The following is an 18,367-nucleotide window of genomic DNA, read 5'->3' on the forward strand; positions in this document are numbered from 1 at the left end:
TTCATCATTTTGAGTTTAATAGCGCATCAACCAGATTTTTTTCAATCAAACGATACTGATCATCATGGTTGTGAAGGCTTAATAATCCGCTCCAGGCAGGGTTCTGCCTGAGTATATCAATCATTCCACGCCATCCATCAGGTGGATCACCACGCTCCGGTTGTTGATCTACCTGATCAATATGGCGAGCAGCATGGCCCCGGTTCATAAGCTTGTCCAGCAGCTGATGCTGACGCAGATACAATAACTGTAATGTGTTGTCATCCACACACAACCATCGAGTTCCCTGGAACTTTGCCTGAATCTCCTTGCCATAGCGCCTGAATGTAGACCAACCAGTGCCCGCAATTGCGCCCAATATACTGGCAGTGCCAAGACTCAATCCCCCGGTCATCAGGTCGATTCCAGCTCCGGCAGCCGCACCTTTTAGCGCAGCACTGCCAATATCCAGACCATAAGCCTTTAGTATGCCGGGGGCAAACAGATCAAGCTGCCAATATCCATTTTGCACCGGTATCTTTTGCAGAGCGACATCCTTGTCTGTGAAATTAAACATCTTCAGCAAGTCGGTCAGGCAATTTTGCTCTACCTGACGCACAAAATCCTGCAATCTTATCGCCGCCGAAGATGTATCCACCGAATTCCGGTCATCACCGGTCGGCTCCCGGTAACAGGCCGCAGTAATGATCAATCCGGCAATCCGTCTGGCGGCAGATATGCAAAGCTGGTTCCATATTCGTGCACGGTGGTCAATCAGGCGTTGCAGACGGGTATAGTGTATTTCCAGTAGGCTTTGTATTTTCTGATACAAACGCTTTTCCGCCTCAAAAGCAAATGCAACAGTATCCAGCTCAAGTGAGGCGTAGATGTTGAATGCCGCCAGTTTTTTTCTCCACAGATCAAGCTCAGCCCGATACGCAGCAGTAAAGTTAAATATCGGGATGATGGGTTTTATTGCTTTACCAAGTATCTCGATTTCGATGAGGTATTTTTCCAGTACGGGCTCACGCACATCAATCACATACAACAGGACATCGCTGCGCAATATCTGCCGAATAACCTTGGCCTCCTGCTCCAGTGGGTCATTGAGAGAAGTGGCTAATACAAATTTCTCCAGTTGTTCATATGGGGTTAAACGTTTATTCCTGGAAGCGATTGTTTGCAGCTCGTCCTGCAACGCATACACATCCTCAATCCCGGGTGTGTCATGCAGATTCAACACCGCTTCGCTACCGGCAAAGATAGTCGCTCGCTCAACATGCCGAGTTGAGCCGGCAGCATCTTCAACCTTACCAAAGCTGGTACTACGCAACAAGGTACGAATCAGTGAGGTTTTTCCTGTATTGGTATGGCCAACAACAGCAATCTCCAGAAGTGGTGCGCCTTGTCCTCCAGCTCCCCCGCTTGCTTTCATATCAAAATGGATCGTCATCAGGAAAGAACATGTTCGGCCGGAATTGCGCTAGCTTGCGCCAACCGGAACCAGGCTTGTTTACGTGACTCCGTAATTGGAATAGCAGCATTATTTTGCAGTAAAACCAGCCAGATCTGGCCAGATGCCAATGCAGTCAGCTTTTTTATGATCCGTTGCACCCCGCGATCAGGCAGCCGATGCGCTGCCACGCCAATGAGCAAGGAATATCTGGACTTTTTGATCATCTCCACTGTCCGCATAAATGTTTCCTGATCTGTCACATTTTCCTGGCAAACCATTCCTTTCGGCCAGATGATGTGATTATCCAGTTCAATGCCGATCACCAATGCCTCCTCCGGCAAATGCCGATTGTGCCCTTCACGAGCAATTTGCACCGGCTGCTCTTGAGCGACTCCTGGATCGCGGTCGATCACACTCGCCATAAATTCATTTGCAATCAGGCTCTGCCTCAACGTGACATAGTAGGGCAGATATAAATCCAGCTTATAGCGATACTCCGATAATTTCAGCATTAAAAATGTGAACAAAACCAGCACTATCCTAGGCAACACCCCATAAACAATCAGTGCCCCCACCAAAAATTCCGCCCAGGCGTTTCTGATCGAAGCATCTTGCATACCTGCCCCAATCCGGCTGGCTGCGATCTGCTGATTGTCAGGAGAAGCCAGACCGATCAATTCCATGGGAACAGCCAGAAGCCGGGTAAGTTCAGGCAGACTGTTTTCCGGCAATAACGTTGTCCCCCAAACAAAATCGTACTGTTTTGCCAACATCAGCAAAATTAGCGTTCCCATCCCTGCAAGCAGATAAATCAGCCAGAACTGGTGAGTCAGCATACTGATTCGCCACTTACCCACCCTGCCGAATAGACAGGTTTCCCACCAGGCATGCGCAGCAAGCATGCCAATAGAATCCCTCTCCTTTTTCTTAAACTGGAAGGGTAGCCAGCGCGCCAATTGTGCAGCAATACCTGAACTTAACCCTTGAATACCCAGCGTAATTCCCGCACTCCACAGCAGCATCGAGAAAAAATTGAATCCAAGTAGCACAACCAGCAGCCAGTAAATATTCAGCGTTGAAGAATCACTGGTTGCATTAATTGCTGCCAGTCCACCAAGAATTGTTGCCAGAACCAGAATGATTCTGCCAGCGCGCACAAACAGTTTCTCTGGCTGTTGGAGAATATCGTCCAGGTGATTATCGTGAATCAGATGATGGGCACGATTCAGCAGTCTTTCCAGAAAAGCTGCGTAACTAAAACCAGCAACAGGATACGATTCCATATTGGCAACACCCGCATAGGAAAGCGTCTTTGCCTGACCGGTTTCAATATGCCGCAGCTGTTCCAATCGAACCAGATCACTAAAATCATGGTTTTTAAAGGCCATCACTATTGATATATCAAAGTAGAATAAATAAAAATCAGATTACCCCGAAATACCTGGATGGCGACCTGAAAACCCTGTTATCAGGCAGTGCAAACTACCAATATATGGCAACAGGAAGCGGTTATCACATGGCGGCCCATAAAAGCCTCCACCCGTAAAAGCCCGGAAAACCGTACAATTCATACGCTACTGAACAAAGCAAAATACCCGAAAGAGAACAGTGAAATCCGTTCATTTATTCCAGGAAGGATATTGTTAATGAAACCCGTCGCAATTCTCAGGTTTTTCCCGCTTGAAGGGCCCGGCTATTTTGCCACATTTCTTGATCACCATCATATTCCCTGGCAGCTCATCTGCCTGGATAAAGGAACGCGGCCTCCGAATAACCCAAGGGAATACAGTGGCTTGGTATTGATGGGCGGGCCAATGAGTGTGCATGATGATCTACCCTGGATCAATTCGGTATTATCACTCATCAGGCAGGCGGTAGCTGCTGATATCCCGGTGCTGGGCCATTGCCTGGGCGGGCAACTGCTATCAACTGCTCTCGGGGGTATCGTAACAAGTAATCCGGTTAAGGAAATTGGCTGGGGACAAGTCCGTATTGAAGAAAGCACACCTATTGCACAGGATTGGTTTGGCAGCGATCTTTCAGAATTTGATGCCTTTCACTGGCACGGTGAAACCTTCAGCATACCGGCAAATGCTATGCGACTGCTGTCCAGCCCTTATTGTCCCAATCAGGCTTTTGCACTAGGCATCCATCTGGGTATGCAGTGTCACATTGAAATGACAGCGACGATGGTCAAAGCATGGTGCAAAGCGAATGCTGATAAGCTGCTGCATAACCATGAAAATCCCGCTGTCAGTAGTAGTGAGGAAATTCAGACGAACCTGGAGGAGCGTATTATGGCATTGCAATCAGTTGCGGATCGTCTATACAAAAAATGGATAACTGCATTAAAAAATTGATGACCGCAAGCAACACAGCCATCCATCAGGAGATTGCATAAAGTAGTTGTTAAATAGCTATTTCAGCCCGCATTTTCTTCATGGCCCTGGCTTCAATCTGGCGTACCCGTTCGGCAGAAATACCCAATTCTTCAGCCAGTTCATGCAAGGTTGCGGTCTTATCTTCCCGCAGCCAGCGCGCTTCAATAATACGACGACTGCGCTCATCCAGGCTATCCAGTGAATTTTTCAGTTTCGTATGCGTCAACTGCTCCAGCTGTTCTTTTTCCAGCTCTCTGGACGGATCTGATCCATCTGTCAGATAGGCAATCGGGCTGAAATCCTCTTCGTCACTGTCCGTTAGCGGTTCAAGCGAAATATCCCGACCACTAAAGCGTGTTTCCATCTCGACAACTTCTTCCACCTTAACGCCCAGTTGCTCTGCTATGGTCGCAACCTCTGCCTGATTCATCGTATCCAGCCCTTTTTTCATGCTACGCAGATTGAAAAAAAGCTTTCTCTGTGGTTTGGTAGTGGCAATCTTGACCAACCTCCAGTTGCGCATGATGAATTCATGAATTTCCGCTTTGATCCAGTGAATTGCAAAGGATATCAGGCGAACACCACGTTCCGTATCAAAACGTCTAACAGCCTTCATCAAGCCGATATTACCCTCTTGTATCAAATCAGCATGCGGCAACCCATAACCCAGATAACCACGTGCAATCGTCACAACTGTACGCAAGTGAGAAAGTACCAGTTGATGCGCCGCATGGATATTCCCATCTTCCTGCATTTTTTTAGCCAGCGATATTTCTTCTTCCCGTGATAAAACAGGAAAACTGTTGGCTGCATGAATGTAGCTCTCCAGATTCCCTCCATTTATTACCGGTAAAGTTAAAATCTCACTCATATACTTTCCTCCTGATTTCCGAATGAATACTGCGGAATACAAAATCAACAAGCATATTTTAGCACTCTCATCCATCGAGTGCTAATCCAATATCAAGGTAAAGCAGCAAAAGGTCCTGCGATCAAACAAAGAACAAATATACTTTTGTTTAAGGTTGTTCTCTCTGCGAAATATCCCGAAATATTTGACCACAGACCGCAGCAACTATCCAAAAGATGACACCGACAATCCGGTTGGCAAGTAGCAGAGGAAAAGCTGAATAAGTTAGAAACGCAGTCAAGATGGCTGAAATCCGGTTCCATAAGAGTATGCTATTCTTTTCAATTTTCATCACAACACCATACATCTTGATCAGTCAGCATTTTTAGAGCTCGGTGGAAATTGTAATAGTTGCTAAAGGAGACCCAATGAAAATGTATCATTTATTACTTCTATTATGGCTGGGTGCAGGTAGCGCTGTCGCTCAGCCACCCGCTGTAGAAAAGGCAGCTTTTAATCCCCCTGATGAGTCCACCATTCCTGCTGGCCCGCAAGGAGATGCCATTCGTCTGGGTCAGAAGCTCCTGTTTCAGACATCACTGTTGCTAAAAAATAATTCAGGGAGCGCATTGAACTGTACAAGCTGTCATCTCAATGGCGGTCGCCAACCCAATGCCGCACCCTGGGTCGGAATCTGGGGAACATTCCCTGAGTACCGTGCCAGAAACGCTAAAATCAATTCTTTGCAAGACCGGATTAACGATTGCTTTGAGCGCTCGCTGAACGGCAAAGCACTACCTTACGATAGTAATGAAATGCTTGCCATTCTCGCCTACATGCATTGGTTATCAAAAGATGTCCCAACTGGCGTGGATGTAGAGGGTCGCGGTTTTATCAGAATTACTGCGCCGCAACCTCCAGATATGGAAAGAGGAAAAAAAGTTTATGCTGACAAATGCGCTATTTGTCATCAGCCAGACGGGGAAGGGCAATATGCGCCAAACGGCGAAGTAATTTTTCCTGCACTTTGGGGAGACAAATCCTTTAATATCGCTGCTGGCATGGCCAGACTAAATACAGCAGCTGCGTTTACCAAAGCCAACATGCCCCTTGGACAAGGCAACACATTAACCGATCAAGAGGCCTTTGATGTAGCACTGTACTTTACCCGACAACCTCGCCCGGATTTTGCAAAAAAACTCCAGGATTGGCCTAAAGGTGGAAAACCAAAAGACGCACGCTATTAACCTATCAGTCGATTCCCGGTTCACATTCGGCCCACATCCGAGTCACGAACCATGCTGGGTAGCTGTCTAACAGCTATCCGAATTACCTGTCAACAACTTGCATTTTTCCTTCTGGTAAAAGATTTTCTGTTTCAGATAAAAACAAATGAAATATTTCAGCTGGATATGGCTTATCCAAGCCATTTTTTTTCTTCTACCAGGCACAATTCACGCAGATAGTAGTTTGTTATCCACCAAAGATCGCCAGATCAAACAAACAGACATCAACACCATTTCAAATCGTGAATCATCTACCTTTTATCGCCGTTCACGTAGTTATGGAGTCACTCCGCAACGCGATCCTCCTGCATATGTCCGCAACCTTTCTCAAACCGGAATTGATACTTTCAAGAATCTTTACTGGCTGGATGCCGGACTGGAGAACCGTACACGCTTTGAATTTCGCGACAACGATATCCGGCGCCCCCAAATCACCAATGATTATCCCATTTTGCTCAGATCAAGGGCTTATCTGGGGATTAGAGAAATTTTGGATCCATTGCGGCTGGCAATCGAATTCCAGGATTCCCGTCGCTATGACGGCAAGTTCCCCAAAGATAATCGTGATTGGGATGAATACGATCTCCTTCAGATTTATGGGGAACTTTATTTTAAAGATGCACTGGGCAGGATAATCTGGGAAATTCCCGCCCCGTCAGAATCCGTGGTGGCCGCATGACATGGGAAGTCGCCGATCGCCATTTACTGACTCGTAACGGGTGGCGTAATACCACTAATAATTTTGAAGGTTTCCGAATTACGCTCGGCCAGGAATCCAATGACTGGGAACTGGATGCATGGGGTGCACAGCCAGTGATTCGATTAATAGACAAATTCGATCAGCGCGATAAAAACCAATGGTTCTACGGCGCCATCATCAATTGGCGCAGATGGTCCGATATCATTACGTTGCAGCCTTACTACATGGGATTAATGCAAGATAATCACAATAACACCCAAGCTAGTCGGGAAATTCACTCTCCCGCTCTCCGCGCCTACGGCATACTACCTAATACGGAAATAGATTTCGATATTGACGTCATTCACCAATTTGGCCGTGATGACGGACAAAGAAAATCTGCCTGGGCTTATCTGTTTGAATTCGGCTATACCTTCTCGCAACACACATGGAAACCCCGCATTAGTACTTTTTACGGCTACGTAAGTGGAGATCGCGACCCTAACGACAGCGTCAACAATCGCTTTGAAAAATTTTTTGGCTCTGCTCGTTCCTGGTCAGCAGACGACAACATCGTCATGGAAAACGTCAAAGGACCAAAAATAAAAATAGAATTCCAGCCACTGCCAGATCTGCGAATCGATGGGGGTTACAACTGGTTCTGGTTAGCCAGCAAAACCGACCGTTTCAACAATCTGTTCGGTGGCAAGAACAATCGCGATCCCAGCGGTAATAGCGGTGATTTTCTGGGACACTCTGCCGATATTCGCGCCCGTTATAAACTGACGCCCTATATCAACACCACTTTAGGTTATTCACACTGGTTCAACGGTGAATTTGTAAAAAAACGACAACTGGCGGCAATGGGAAAAACAACCGATTCCACCAATCTGTTTTACATCGAAGTATCGATCAGTGCTTTCAAGTAATTCTGGTGGCAAATTCCGCCACAGAGCCTCTGTTCGTATAATCAAGAAACTGCATTGATAAATTGACCCCCGCGTTCGCCCTCACGGCCTGGCAAGTGCATCTCAAGTAGTGCCCAGATTGAAATCCAAACTGCCAATGTAAAATTCATCTCATGCTAGACGCAACGAAATTGCTCCTCCAATACCCTGTCTAGAACCGGTTATACAGCTGTTTTAAATTCGATAGCCACAATCTTCTCCCTAACCTGATAGAAATATCATTCAAATACTTATACAGCGCGGGACAACAGAAGCTGACAGCCAGAAAACCGGATGTAAAAATAATCTAAACAAGTGATTTTCAAAATCGCCAGAAACATTTTTTCCGGACTATCGTATCCAGCTGTTGTGACCGATTATCAGTTTCTTACATCATTTCTTCTCATGCGCACTCATACCCCTTTATAGTAATCTCACTCTATATATAAAATAATAATATAAAAATCATTATCTATTATTTTTATAAATAAAGGATTGCTGTTATCTTTGCTTCGCTCAAACGACATCAAGAGCCATAAACAAATACCAACCCATAACAGAGGTATAAATGAAACACAGTATATGGATATGGCTTTATCTAATTACTCTCCCATCGCTACCAAATATGGTTCATGCAAAAGAAGAACCTTCGGAAAATCAGGATAGCCCGACAACAGCAGCAAATACCAAATCTGCAATATCGAAGGGGGTGATGATACAAATTGCATCAAACCGGCAAGCTGAGCTAGACAGACAAACATTCACTCTTGGTGATAGATCTACCAGCTTTTACCAGCGTGCACGCAGCTACAGCACGCACCCGGAATCTGATCCCCCTCGTTACGTTCGCAATCTATCCAAAACAGGTATCGATACTTTCAAAAATATTTACTGGCTGGATGTCGGGTTGGATTACCGCATACGTTATGAACATCGCCACAACGATATCCGACGTTCACGTATTACCACAGATGATCCTGTTCTACTCAGAACACGGGCTTATCTGGGTATCAGGGAAATTTCGGATCCTCTGCGCTTCGTCGTCGAATTTGAAGATGCACGTCGTTATAACGGTAAATTCCCTAAAGATAATCGTGATTGGAATGAATTCGAACTGATCCAGACCTATGGTGAACTCTATTTTAAGGATGCGCTGGGGCGAGATAGCCTTGGCAATTATCACCCCATCAGGATCCGGGGTGGCCGCATGGCATGGGAAACACTGGATCGGCGCTTATTGGCCAGCAATCAATGGCGCAATACTACCAATAATTTTGAGGGCTTCCGTATTACATTCGGTCAGGAATCGAATGACTGGGAATTTGACGCATGGGGTGTGCAACCGGTTATAAGACTGATAGAAAAATTTGACCGGCGCGACAAAGGGCAGTGGTTTTATGGCGCAATCGGACATTTCCGCCAATGGTCAAGAATAATCACCCTCCAACCTTACTACATGGGATTAATGCAGGATGACGAGGGAGGAACACGAGTCAAACGTGAAATCCACTCTCCCGCCATACGAGCCTATGGTATTTTACCCAACACTGATGTAGATTTCGATGCCGGTGCCATTTATCAGTTTGGTCGCGAGGGCGGACAGAAAAAATCGGCATACGCTTATCTGCTCGAACTCGGCTACACCTTTCAGCAACTTGACTGGAAGCCTCGTATCAGTGCTTTCTACGGCTTTATAAGCGGTGATCGTGATCCTAACGACCACACAAACAACCGTTTCGAAAGATTCTTCGGCTTTTCACGCCCTTGGTCAGCTGATGACTATGTCATCATGGAAAATATCCAGGCACCGAAAATCAAAGTAGAGTTCCAGCCACACCCGGATTTACAAATTGATGGGGGCTATAACGGCTTCTGGCTCGCCAGTAAAACTGATCGTTTCAACAATCTTCTCAATGGCGATGGAAATAACCGTGACCGTAGCGGTAACAGCGGAAGCTTTCTCGGACATTCAGCCGATATCCGTGCCCGTTACAAGCTAACTCCCCACATCAATACCACACTGGGCTATTCACACTGGTTCAATGGCGAATTTGTAAAAAATCGTCAACTGGCGGAATTGGGAGAAACTACTGCTGGCACGGATTTCTTCTATGTAGAAGTCGCTGTCAGCGCATTCAAATAACATCAACTTATCCGCAAAAAGGAATCAAATGAAATTCAATATGTGGCTGTCAGTCGGTTTATTGATGTTCATTGTGGCCAACTCTAATCAGGCACTTGCTGATCGAACCATTCTCAACGTTTCCTATGATCCGACCCGCGAGCTATATCAGGCATTCAACCAGGAGTTTATTCGGTACTGGCAGGATAAAACCGGAGAAAAGATTGCTATCAGGCAATCCCATGGTGGTTCAAGCAAGCAGGCACGCGCGATCATTGACGGCGTACCTGCCGATGTCGCTACATTAGCACTGGCTTACGATATTGACGCAATCAGCGAACGATCCGGGTTAATTCCTGCCGGGTGGCAGCAACGCCTACCTAACAACAGCTCACCCTATACTTCAACGATTGTTCTCCTGGTGCGGGCAGGCAACCCCAAAAAAATCAAGGATTGGGATGATCTGATCAAACCCGGTATCGCTGTTATGACACCCAACCCCAAAACATCAGGGGGTGCACGCTGGAACTATCTGGCCGCTTGGGGATTTGCACTTAAAAAATACAATGGAGATGAATCAGAAGCCCGTCACTTCCTTGCCAGACTGTACAAAAATGCTCCGATACTCGATTCCGGCGCACGCGGATCAGCCATCAACTTCATTCAGCGCGGTATCGGGGACGTTCTGATTTCCTGGGAAAATGAAGCTTTTCTGGCACTCAAGGAATATGGCCCAGAGAAATTCGAAATTATCATTCCCTCGATCAGCATTCTTACTGAACCCCCTGTTACCGTAATTGATAAAAATACGGATAAACATGGTACACAGGATATCGCTCAGGCTTACCTGGAATATCTGTACAGCAAAAAAGGACAGGAAATCGTTGCCCGCCATTTTTATCGCCCGAGCGATGCAGAAACAGCCAGAGAATATGCCCATCAATTTCCAGAAATTAATCTGTTTACCATCAATGATGTGGCGGATAGCTGGCAACAAGCACAACAGATTCACTTCAGCGATGGCGGCTTGTTCGACAAAATCTATGAATATCAGTAACCAGATCAATCAAGGAATCTGAATTTTGAGCAAGCACAAACATCACTCTGTTTTGCCCGGCTTCAATCTAGCACTCGGATTCACTCTGCTCTACCTGAGTCTAGTTGTGCTAATTCCACTATCAGCAGCATTTATTCATACTGCAAAACTGACCTGGCCTGAGTTCTGGAATACAGTGACCGCCCCCCGGGTGGTTGCCTCCTACCGGCTGACATTCGGCGCATCCTTTGCAGCGGCTGTGGTCAATGCGTTCTTCGGCTTGCTGGTCGCCTGGGTACTGGTACGTTACCCATTCCCGGGCAAGCGTCTGGTCGATGCCCTGATTGATCTGCCATTTGCATTGCCCACCTCTGTTGCCGGCATTACGCTCACTGCAATTTATGTGGGAAACGGCTGGATCGGACAATATCTGGAGCCGTTGGGAATCAAGGTGGCATTCACACCCATCGGTGTTTTTGTTGCACTGACCTTTATCGGATTGCCGTTTGTTGTCCGCACTGTTCAGCCTGTGCTGGAAGATATTGAAAAAGAATTGGAAGAAGCCGCCGCCATGTTAGGTGCAACTCGCTGGCAAACTTTTCGGCGCATTATCTTCCCCACCATTTTGCCTGCGCTGACCACTGGTTTCGCACTGGCATTTGCCCGCGCCATCGGGGAATACGGATCAGTAATTTTTATCGCCGGCAATATCCCGATGGTTTCGGAAATCACGCCCTTACTGATTATCACCAAGCTGGAACAATATGATTACACCGGTGCAACTGCCATTGCTGTCGTGATGCTGATCATTTCGTTTGTACTCCTGCTAATCATCAATCTGTTGCAATGGTGGATTCGCCATCGCAAGGCAATCGCATAAAGTTCATGTCAATTACACAATCACCTCATACTTTCACCGCACCACAGACACAGGAGGCACCATGGGCACGCTGGGTACTGACCGGGCTGGCACTTGCCTTTTTATCTCTTTTTCTCTTACTGCCGCTGGCAGCAGTTTTCTCCGAAGCTCTGAAAAAAGGATGGGAGGTTTATCTCGCCGCCATCACTGAACCGGATGCTCTCGCTGCCATCCAGTTGACGCTGACTGCCGCCGCCATTGCCATACCGCTCAATCTGATCTTTGGCATCGCCGCCGCCTGGGCGATAGCCAAATTCGAGTTTCGCGGCAAAAGTATTTTGATCTCGCTGATTGATCTGCCCTTTTCGGTTTCACCTGTTGTCGCCGGATTAATCTACATGCTGATATTCGGTTTGCAAGGCTGGCTAGGGCCATGGCTGAGAGAACATGATATTTCTATCATTTTTGCAGTGCCCGGCATTGTTCTGGCCACCATCTTTGTGACTGTGCCATTTATCGCACGCGAACTGATTCCATTAATGCAGGCCCAGGGAACAGAGGAAGAAGAAGCCGCTATCATTCTCGGAGCAAGTGGTTGGCAAACACTTTGGTACATCACCCTTCCTAACATCAAATGGGGACTGCTGTATGGCACTATCCTCTGCAACGCAAGGGCAATGGGCGAATTTGGCGCCGTATCGGTTGTTTCCGGACATATCCGTGGCTTAACCAATACACTTTCTCTTCATGTCGAGATTCTTTATAACGAATACAACTTCGTTGCTGCTTTTGCCGTGGCCTCTCTGCTGGCATTACTTGCGCTGGTTACACTGGCGCTGAAAACATTCGTTGAATCCAGAGTCGCACAGAAAATATCCAGATAAGGAAATTACGCATGAGTATCGAAATACGCAATCTTTCCAGGCAGTTTGGCTCTTTTGTTGCCCTGCACAACATTAACTTGCAAGTTAATCCGGGTGAACTGCTCGCCCTGCTTGGTCCTTCCGGTTCTGGTAAAACCACATTGCTGCGCATTATTGCTGGTCTGGAAACGGCTGATTCCGGGCAGGTATTGTTCAATCAGGAAGATTCAACCACCAAACACGTCCGTGACCGCCATGTTGGCTTTGTTTTTCAGCACTATGCGCTATTTCGTAACATGACCATTTTCGAGAATGTGGCATTTGGCCTGCGTGTACGCCCCCGGAAAGAACGTCCAAGCGCTAAGGAAATCACCCGTCGGGTGACTGAGTTATTACAACTGGTACAGCTGGATTGGCTGGCAGACCGTTATCCCCATCAGCTTTCTGGCGGACAACGCCAGCGCATCGCACTGGCACGGGCACTGGCGGTCGAACCCAGCGTTTTGTTGCTGGATGAACCTTTCGGCGCGCTGGATGCCAAGGTTCGCAAGGAATTACGCACCTGGTTACGCAAATTACATGATGATATGCACATGACCAGCATCTTCGTTACACATGATCAGGACGAAGCACTGGAAGTGGCGGATCGCGTGGTCGTCATGAACCGGGGACACATTGAACAGGTTGGTTCACCCAATGAAGTCTATGAAAAACCAGCCAATCCGTTTGTGTACGAATTCCTGGGGCACGTCAATCTTTTCCATGGCCGTGTACACCATGGACAGGCATGGATCAGCGGTCTGAAAATAGATGTACCCGAACATGCAGCAGCAGAAGATCTCAACGCCATTGCTTATGTTCGCCCTCATGATATTGAGGTGAGCCGGACCATAAACGGTGAACCTGCGCTGGCAGCGCATGTTGTTCACATTCTCTCAATTGGCCCGGTAGTACGGCTGGAACTGGTACATGGAGATGATCTGACCCAGCGCACCATTCACGCCACAATCAGCAAGGAACGTTTTCGTGAATTACAGCTGATAAAAGGAGAGCAGGTTTTTGTCAAACCCCGTCGTCTCGCCTTGTTTCCAAACCATGACCAGAAACAGGAATAGTTGATTTATTAACAGGGCAACGGACTCTTTAAATGCTCTTTATTGAAAATCAGTCTTAATTGTCCTAATTATCGCTCGGGTTATAACCACTTGTATCAGCAGGCCAGGCAGAAAATGGAAATGGACGTCGCTCGCTGTTGAAGGTCAAAAACAAACTGATCTGATAGTCATACATTGCCAGTTGACGGCCCAGCTTAAGCAGTTGAGTATTGGTTTGCCCAGCCAACAGGGTTGATACCGTCTGAAATACCGCCAGCAGCGTAATCAGAAATTTCACCCCTCCCTGGACAAAAATAAACAACAGCATAAAAAGCACCCGGGTCCAGGTTTCAGTATTTTGCAAACGTTGTTTTACTTCATCATTCATGGAGAAAATACCTGTGAGATAAAGTTGATAATCAGCGAGTTCTCCCTGTTCTCTTCTGCAGAATCTTGAGCATTTCCTGCAGAAAATGAATCGACCAGGTAACGCCAAACCCGGTAACATCCGTACTGATCGCACCCAATCCATCCTGATGCCGGGAAGCAGAAAGATCCATATGCAGCCAGGGAATATCATTTACAAAATGTCGCAGGAAACAAGCAGCAAGAATATGGTCTGCCTCACTTTCTATGGAGCACTGCTTGATGTCGGCAATTTTGCTTTCGAGATCAGCTTCATAATCATTGTCTACTGGAAACACGCATACCCGCTCGCCACTTGTTCTGCCCACAGCTACCGCATTTTGTGCCAGATAATCACGGTTGGTAAAAACACCACTGTAGCGAGTGCCCAGTGCAGTAATCAGGCTGCCTGTCAGCGTGGCATAGTCGATAATCAGATCAGGTTTTTCTCTGGCAGCAAGTGTTAACGTATCCGCCAGTATCAGCCGACCTTCCGCATCCGTATGGACGACTTCTACCGTCATACCATTCAGGGCAGTAATCACATCATTTTGCTTGAACGCATCGGGGCTCACGTGGTTCTGGGCGATAGCAAGCCAACAGTCTATGTTGATTGGCAGATCGGCCCGGGTTGCAGCCAGAAGCGCCCCAAGCGCTACCGCCGAACCATTCATATCCTCATGCATGCCATACATATAGCGTGCCGATTTAAGATTGTGCCCGCCTGTATCAAAGCAAATACCCTTTCCCACCAGAGCGATTGTTCTGTTGGTTTCACTATTTTTTGCCGTTCTGCGTAAATAGACAATCGCTGCGTCATCCGTCAAGCTGCCTTGCGCAACTGCTGTAAATGCACCTGCCCCCATCTCGCGTAACCGGGATAATTCATATTCCTGGTATTGCCAGTTTTCACTGGCAGCCAGCTTTTTTATTTGTTCACGGTAAGTCTTGGGAGTCAGCTCATTAGGAGGCAGGATAGTCAATCCTCTGGCAAGAAAATTCCCCTCTGCCTGTGCGTGCTGTATGGCAAACCCAGTGGAATCAGCCGCACCATGCAAATAAATTCTCTCCAATGGTTTGTCATCCGCCTTACGTTGTTTACGTATCGGCAGGATTGCCCCGTTAATCCAAGCAATATAAACCGCAAGTTCGGCCAGATGTTGTCTTTGTGTTTCATCTCCATAAACAGCCAGATGAATTTCAGCCGGGTTCTCATTCAGCAGCAGTTGCATTGCCTTGCGAATACCGGTTTGTTGTTCAAATACCGATTTGCTGGTATCCACCATCGTCCAGGCATAAAGCGCACCATTCTGCAGGTTGACAGATAACGGTGTTTCCACCAACCGGCCTGGCGATGCACCTTGCCGCTGTAATAAATCATTCAGTACCTGCTCGGCAGGCAATGGGTATTTCCCAGGTATTTTGTCTGTCTTGGGAAAGATGATTAGTAAATGAGAAGCTTGGGTTGATTCGTCGAAAGTGTTGTCGTTTTGTGTAAGGGTTGCGAGCATTGGTTTCTAGTCGGACGACTTCAGAGAAGTTGATCGCCGTTATTTATCATCTAACGTTGTATTATATCTGCTTGATTCATGCTTTCAGGATTATTCATGCATCCATACCTTGATCTGATGCGACATGTGTTGCAATACGGTCATAAAAAAACCGATCGCACCGGCACCGGGACACTTTCTGTCTTCGGTTATCAGATGCGTTTTGATCTGCAACAGGGGTTTCCGCTGGTAACAACCAAGCAATGCCATGTCAAATCGATCATCCATGAATTATTGTGGTTTCTGCGTGGCGATACCAATATTGACAATCTGAAAGAAAATGGTGTTTCCATCTGGAATGCATGGGCAGATAAAAATGGGGACCTAGGGCCGGTTTACGGTCACCAGTGGCGTTCCTGGACTGTTTCCGGCAACAAATCCATCGACCAGATTGCGCAAGTGATCCAGCAAATCAAAGAAACACCGGATTCACGCCGGATGATTGTTTCCGCCTGGAACGTGGGAGATCTCGATAAAATGGCACTCGCCCCCTGCCATGTGCTATTTCAGTTTTATGTGGCGGATGGCAAGCTCTCCTGCCAGCTCTACCAGCGCAGCGCGGATATTTTCCTGGGCGTTCCATTCAACATTGCTTCCTATTCCTTGTTGACGCTGATGATCGCGCAGTGCTGCAATCTCAAGCCCGGTGAATTTGTTCATACCTTTGGAGACGCACATCTGTATCTGAATCACCTTGAACAAGCTCGCCTGCAACTGACTCGTGAACCCAAACCCCTTCCTGTAATGGAACTGAACCCGGCAATCAAAAATATCCTTGACTTCAGATACGAGGATTTCACCCTGCATAATTATGATCCTCATCCGCCCATCAAGGCACCGGTTGCCGTATGACTATCCTGCAACCTGTCACCCCCCGACTTGCCATTCTCGCTGCCGTCTCAGGCAACCATGTTATCGGGTTGAACAATTCCCTGCCTTGGCACTTACCAGCAGATCTGAAGCATTTCAAACAGTTGACCACCGGCCATATTGTTGTGATGGGGCGTCGTACATTTGATTCCATTGGCAAACCCCTGCCTAACCGTACCAATGTTGTGCTCTCTCGTCAGCACAATCTTGATGTGCCGGGGATTATCACGGCACACTCGATTCAGGAAGTATTGGACCACTTCACCAATGATGACAGACAGATTTTTGTCATCGGGGGCGCTGAAATATACCGACAAACACTACCGCTGTGTCAGCGCCTGTACCTGACCGAAATTCAGCAGGATTTCGAAGGCGATACTTTCTTCCCGGAGTACGATCACGACGACTGGCAGGAAATCTCTCGCAAAATCCGCCATGAAACAGGAGGTAACGGCCTGGAATATCACTTTGTGATGCTGGATCGCAAACTGCCAGATTCTGGTATCTAAACAAAATTAATCTGGCCTCCTGCCAGGAAAACTCTACTGCGCTTGCCCCTCACTCCGGGAAACGAGTGATTCCGCTTCTATTCGAGCACGCCACTTTTTCACCCAGCCGCCCAGTTCTTCGGCCGGCATGGGGCGTGCAATGAAATTTCCTTGCGCCAGATCACAGCCAGTCTGGCGCAGTAATTCCCAGTCTTCGCGACTCTCCACCCCCTCGGCAACTGTTTCCATACTCAACTGCTTGGCCAATGCGAGGCTGGCATCATAAATGGCGCGCAGCGTTTCATCCTCGGAAGCGTGATGCACAAACCCTTGATCAATCTTGAGCTCATCAAACGGAATATCCCGCAACTGTGCCAGTGAGGAATGTCCCGTACCAAAATCATCAATAGACAAATGAAAACGTTTCAGGCGCAAGCGAGTCAGAATTTCCAGCGAGACACGCACATCTCCCATCAACTGGCTTTCAGTAATCTCCAGCACAATCCTGTTAGGAGGCACCCCAGCTTCAGCTGCCAGCCTGACTACCGTATCCTGGAAATCAAGAGATGCCAGGTTGTCCATCGACACATTAACGGCTACTTTCAGATCACAACCCAGCTTCTGCCATATTCCTGCCTGAGCAAAGGCTTGCCTGAGCACCGCCTGGGTAAGGTGATTAATCAGGCCGCATTTTTCTGCCGTACCAATAAACTGATTAGGATAGATCACCCCATCTACGGGGTGATGCCAGCGTACCAGTGTTTCAACTCCGGCTATTTCCCCAGTCTCTACCCGAACTTTCGGCTGGTAATAGTTGACCAGCTCTCCAGAATTAAGCGCATTTTTGATTGCCACCGCATCGTAGGTTTTAGAGGCAGCTCCCTTCTCACTTTGTCCGGATAACGACGAAGCCAGCTTCATCAGCTGCATTCGCAGCGCTTCAGGCTGTACCGGTTTTTGCAAGTAACCCAGAATGGGAATCTTGTGTGCCTGTACCAGTTTTTCCGTCGTTTTGAGCATGCGCTCATCCTCACCGCTAACAAGAATCAGACTGCCAGTAAATTTCCGTTCAACCAGATGGCGTACGAATTCAATGCCATCCATGCCAGGCATGTTGAGATCCAGCAAAATCAGATCAGGACGGGTAGCAGCATCATCCAGCAACTTCAATGCATCCACACCGTTTTCGCAACAATCAACTGATGGAAAACCCAAATTGACCAGCATGCGCGCCAACAACTTCAGTATGAATGGATCATCGTCCAGGATCAGGATTCTGGTTGTAGATATATCAGTCATCATCGCTTCATCAATTACCCGTGCACAAATCTCAGTAACCCAATAAAAGCATAGCACGCCGAAATAATCCCGGACGAAGTTAAATAAAATTTCTCATCATAATAAGCAGGTAATTCTTCCTTTGCTTGCTAACTAAGAGCGACTTCAAGCACAGCAGAATACCAAAAACCCGATCTCTAAAAACCATTCCAGGAATCTGAAAG

General features: G+C 47.3%; 17 protein-coding genes. 11 read left to right on the forward strand and 6 right to left on the reverse strand.

Annotated features, from left to right (window positions below; all coding sequences use genetic code 11):
• Positions 1–4: 4 nt before the first annotated feature.
• Entirely contained in the window at positions 5–1,432 is a 1,428-nt protein-coding gene (locus BM331_RS03930) for a DUF3482 domain-containing protein (protein ID WP_074927249.1), read from the reverse strand.
• The gene (locus BM331_RS03935) at positions 1,432–2,823 is read right to left on the reverse strand and encodes a DUF2868 domain-containing protein (protein WP_074927251.1); all 1,392 of its coding nucleotides are present in this window, start codon (positions 2,821–2,823) and stop codon (positions 1,432–1,434) included. Before BM331_RS03935 ends, BM331_RS03930 begins: the two co-directional genes overlap by 1 nt.
• Before the next feature lie 258 nt (positions 2,824–3,081).
• Here BM331_RS03935 and BM331_RS03940 point away from each other — a divergent pair, with 258 nt between their 5' ends.
• A complete protein-coding gene (locus BM331_RS03940; protein ID WP_074927476.1) occupies positions 3,082–3,795 on the forward strand; it encodes a type 1 glutamine amidotransferase in 714 nt (237 codons plus the stop codon).
• Positions 3,796–3,844: 49 nt separating this feature from the next.
• On the opposite strand, the gene rpoH is transcribed toward BM331_RS03940, so the two are convergent.
• Complete coding sequence (gene rpoH, locus BM331_RS03945) at positions 3,845–4,687, reverse strand: RNA polymerase sigma factor RpoH (protein WP_074927252.1); 843 nt, start codon at positions 4,685–4,687, stop codon at positions 3,845–3,847.
• A gap of 407 nt (positions 4,688–5,094) precedes the next feature.
• Here rpoH and BM331_RS03950 point away from each other — a divergent pair, with 407 nt between their 5' ends.
• From BM331_RS03950 to BM331_RS03980, 8 genes are all read left to right on the forward strand, one after another.
• Positions 5,095–5,913 (forward strand): c-type cytochrome, encoded by an 819-nt coding sequence (locus tag BM331_RS03950; RefSeq protein WP_074927254.1) that lies wholly within the window; start codon positions 5,095–5,097, stop codon positions 5,911–5,913.
• A gap of 145 nt (positions 5,914–6,058) precedes the next feature.
• Complete coding sequence (locus tag BM331_RS12145) at positions 6,059–6,631, forward strand: alginate export family protein (RefSeq protein ID WP_256214807.1); 573 nt, start codon at positions 6,059–6,061, stop codon at positions 6,629–6,631.
• Positions 6,628–7,560: an alginate export family protein gene (locus tag BM331_RS12150; protein ID WP_256214808.1), complete on the forward strand. Its 933-nt coding sequence runs from the start codon at positions 6,628–6,630 to the stop codon at positions 7,558–7,560. The genes BM331_RS12145 and BM331_RS12150 overlap by 4 nt, the downstream gene beginning before the upstream one ends.
• Before the next feature lie 586 nt (positions 7,561–8,146).
• Entirely contained in the window at positions 8,147–9,721 is a 1,575-nt protein-coding gene (locus BM331_RS03960; RefSeq protein ID WP_074927255.1) for an alginate export family protein, read from the forward strand.
• Between the two features lie 28 nt (positions 9,722–9,749).
• A complete protein-coding gene (locus tag BM331_RS03965; protein ID WP_074927257.1) occupies positions 9,750–10,757 on the forward strand; it encodes a sulfate ABC transporter substrate-binding protein in 1,008 nt (335 codons plus the stop codon).
• Between the two features lie 25 nt (positions 10,758–10,782).
• On the forward strand, positions 10,783–11,616 hold the full coding sequence (cysT, locus tag BM331_RS03970; protein WP_074927259.1) for a sulfate ABC transporter permease subunit CysT: 834 nt from the start codon (positions 10,783–10,785) through the stop codon (positions 11,614–11,616).
• Between the two features lie 5 nt (positions 11,617–11,621).
• Positions 11,622–12,479, forward strand: coding sequence for a sulfate ABC transporter permease subunit CysW (cysW, locus tag BM331_RS03975; protein WP_074927260.1), 858 nt, complete (start codon positions 11,622–11,624; stop codon positions 12,477–12,479).
• A gap of 11 nt (positions 12,480–12,490) precedes the next feature.
• Positions 12,491–13,573, forward strand: coding sequence for a sulfate/molybdate ABC transporter ATP-binding protein (locus BM331_RS03980; RefSeq protein ID WP_074927262.1), 1,083 nt, complete (start codon positions 12,491–12,493; stop codon positions 13,571–13,573).
• A gap of 64 nt (positions 13,574–13,637) precedes the next feature.
• Here BM331_RS03980 and BM331_RS03985 read toward each other — a convergent pair whose 3' ends face one another.
• On the reverse strand, positions 13,638–13,940 hold the full coding sequence (locus BM331_RS03985) for a DUF4389 domain-containing protein (protein WP_074927264.1): 303 nt from the start codon (positions 13,938–13,940) through the stop codon (positions 13,638–13,640).
• Between the two features lie 31 nt (positions 13,941–13,971).
• Positions 13,972–15,468 (reverse strand): M17 family metallopeptidase, encoded by a 1,497-nt coding sequence (locus BM331_RS03990; protein WP_074927265.1) that lies wholly within the window; start codon positions 15,466–15,468, stop codon positions 13,972–13,974.
• Positions 15,469–15,564: 96 nt separating this feature from the next.
• Here BM331_RS03990 and BM331_RS03995 point away from each other — a divergent pair, with 96 nt between their 5' ends.
• Positions 15,565–16,359 (forward strand): thymidylate synthase, encoded by a 795-nt coding sequence (locus BM331_RS03995; RefSeq protein WP_074927267.1) that lies wholly within the window; start codon positions 15,565–15,567, stop codon positions 16,357–16,359.
• Positions 16,356–16,886: a dihydrofolate reductase gene (locus BM331_RS04000; protein WP_074927269.1), complete on the forward strand. Its 531-nt coding sequence runs from the start codon at positions 16,356–16,358 to the stop codon at positions 16,884–16,886. Before BM331_RS03995 ends, BM331_RS04000 begins: the two co-directional genes overlap by 4 nt.
• Before the next feature lie 33 nt (positions 16,887–16,919).
• Here the strand turns inward: BM331_RS04000 and BM331_RS04005 are convergent, their stop codons facing one another.
• Positions 16,920–18,167 carry an EAL domain-containing response regulator gene (locus tag BM331_RS04005; protein ID WP_083414684.1) on the reverse strand — a complete coding sequence of 416 codons (1,248 nt, stop codon included), beginning with the start codon at positions 18,165–18,167 and terminating at the stop codon, positions 16,920–16,922.
• Positions 18,168–18,367: the final 200 nt, after the last annotated feature.

Origin of the sequence: Nitrosomonas eutropha (genome assembly GCF_900116685.1) — a bacterium.
GTDB classification, from domain to species: domain Bacteria; phylum Pseudomonadota; class Gammaproteobacteria; order Burkholderiales; family Nitrosomonadaceae; genus Nitrosomonas; species Nitrosomonas eutropha_A.

Bases quoted from the DNA above. Each gene is read 5' to 3' on its own strand.
- BM331_RS03930 (WP_074927249.1), bottom strand. From the start codon at position 1,432: ATGACGATCCATTTTGATATGAAAGCAAGCGGGGGAGCTGGAGGACAA.
- BM331_RS03935 (WP_074927251.1), bottom strand. From the start codon at position 2,823: ATGGCCTTTAAAAACCATGATTTTAGTGATCTGGTTCGATTGGAACAG.
- BM331_RS03940 (WP_074927476.1), top strand. From the start codon at position 3,082: ATGAAACCCGTCGCAATTCTCAGGTTTTTCCCGCTTGAAGGGCCCGGC.
- rpoH (WP_074927252.1), bottom strand. From the start codon at position 4,687: ATGAGTGAGATTTTAACTTTACCGGTAATAAATGGAGGGAATCTGGAG.
- BM331_RS03950 (WP_074927254.1), top strand. From the start codon at position 5,095: ATGAAAATGTATCATTTATTACTTCTATTATGGCTGGGTGCAGGTAGC.
- BM331_RS12145 (WP_256214807.1), top strand. From the start codon at position 6,059: ATGAAATATTTCAGCTGGATATGGCTTATCCAAGCCATTTTTTTTCTT.
- BM331_RS12150 (WP_256214808.1), top strand. From the start codon at position 6,628: ATGACATGGGAAGTCGCCGATCGCCATTTACTGACTCGTAACGGGTGG.
- BM331_RS03960 (WP_074927255.1), top strand. From the start codon at position 8,147: ATGAAACACAGTATATGGATATGGCTTTATCTAATTACTCTCCCATCG.
- BM331_RS03965 (WP_074927257.1), top strand. From the start codon at position 9,750: ATGAAATTCAATATGTGGCTGTCAGTCGGTTTATTGATGTTCATTGTG.
- cysW (WP_074927260.1), top strand. From the start codon at position 11,622: ATGTCAATTACACAATCACCTCATACTTTCACCGCACCACAGACACAG.
- BM331_RS03980 (WP_074927262.1), top strand. From the start codon at position 12,491: ATGAGTATCGAAATACGCAATCTTTCCAGGCAGTTTGGCTCTTTTGTT.
- BM331_RS03985 (WP_074927264.1), bottom strand. From the start codon at position 13,940: ATGAATGATGAAGTAAAACAACGTTTGCAAAATACTGAAACCTGGACC.
- BM331_RS03990 (WP_074927265.1), bottom strand. From the start codon at position 15,468: ATGCTCGCAACCCTTACACAAAACGACAACACTTTCGACGAATCAACC.
- BM331_RS03995 (WP_074927267.1), top strand. From the start codon at position 15,565: ATGCATCCATACCTTGATCTGATGCGACATGTGTTGCAATACGGTCAT.
- BM331_RS04000 (WP_074927269.1), top strand. From the start codon at position 16,356: ATGACTATCCTGCAACCTGTCACCCCCCGACTTGCCATTCTCGCTGCC.
- BM331_RS04005 (WP_083414684.1), bottom strand. From the start codon at position 18,167: ATGATGACTGATATATCTACAACCAGAATCCTGATCCTGGACGATGAT.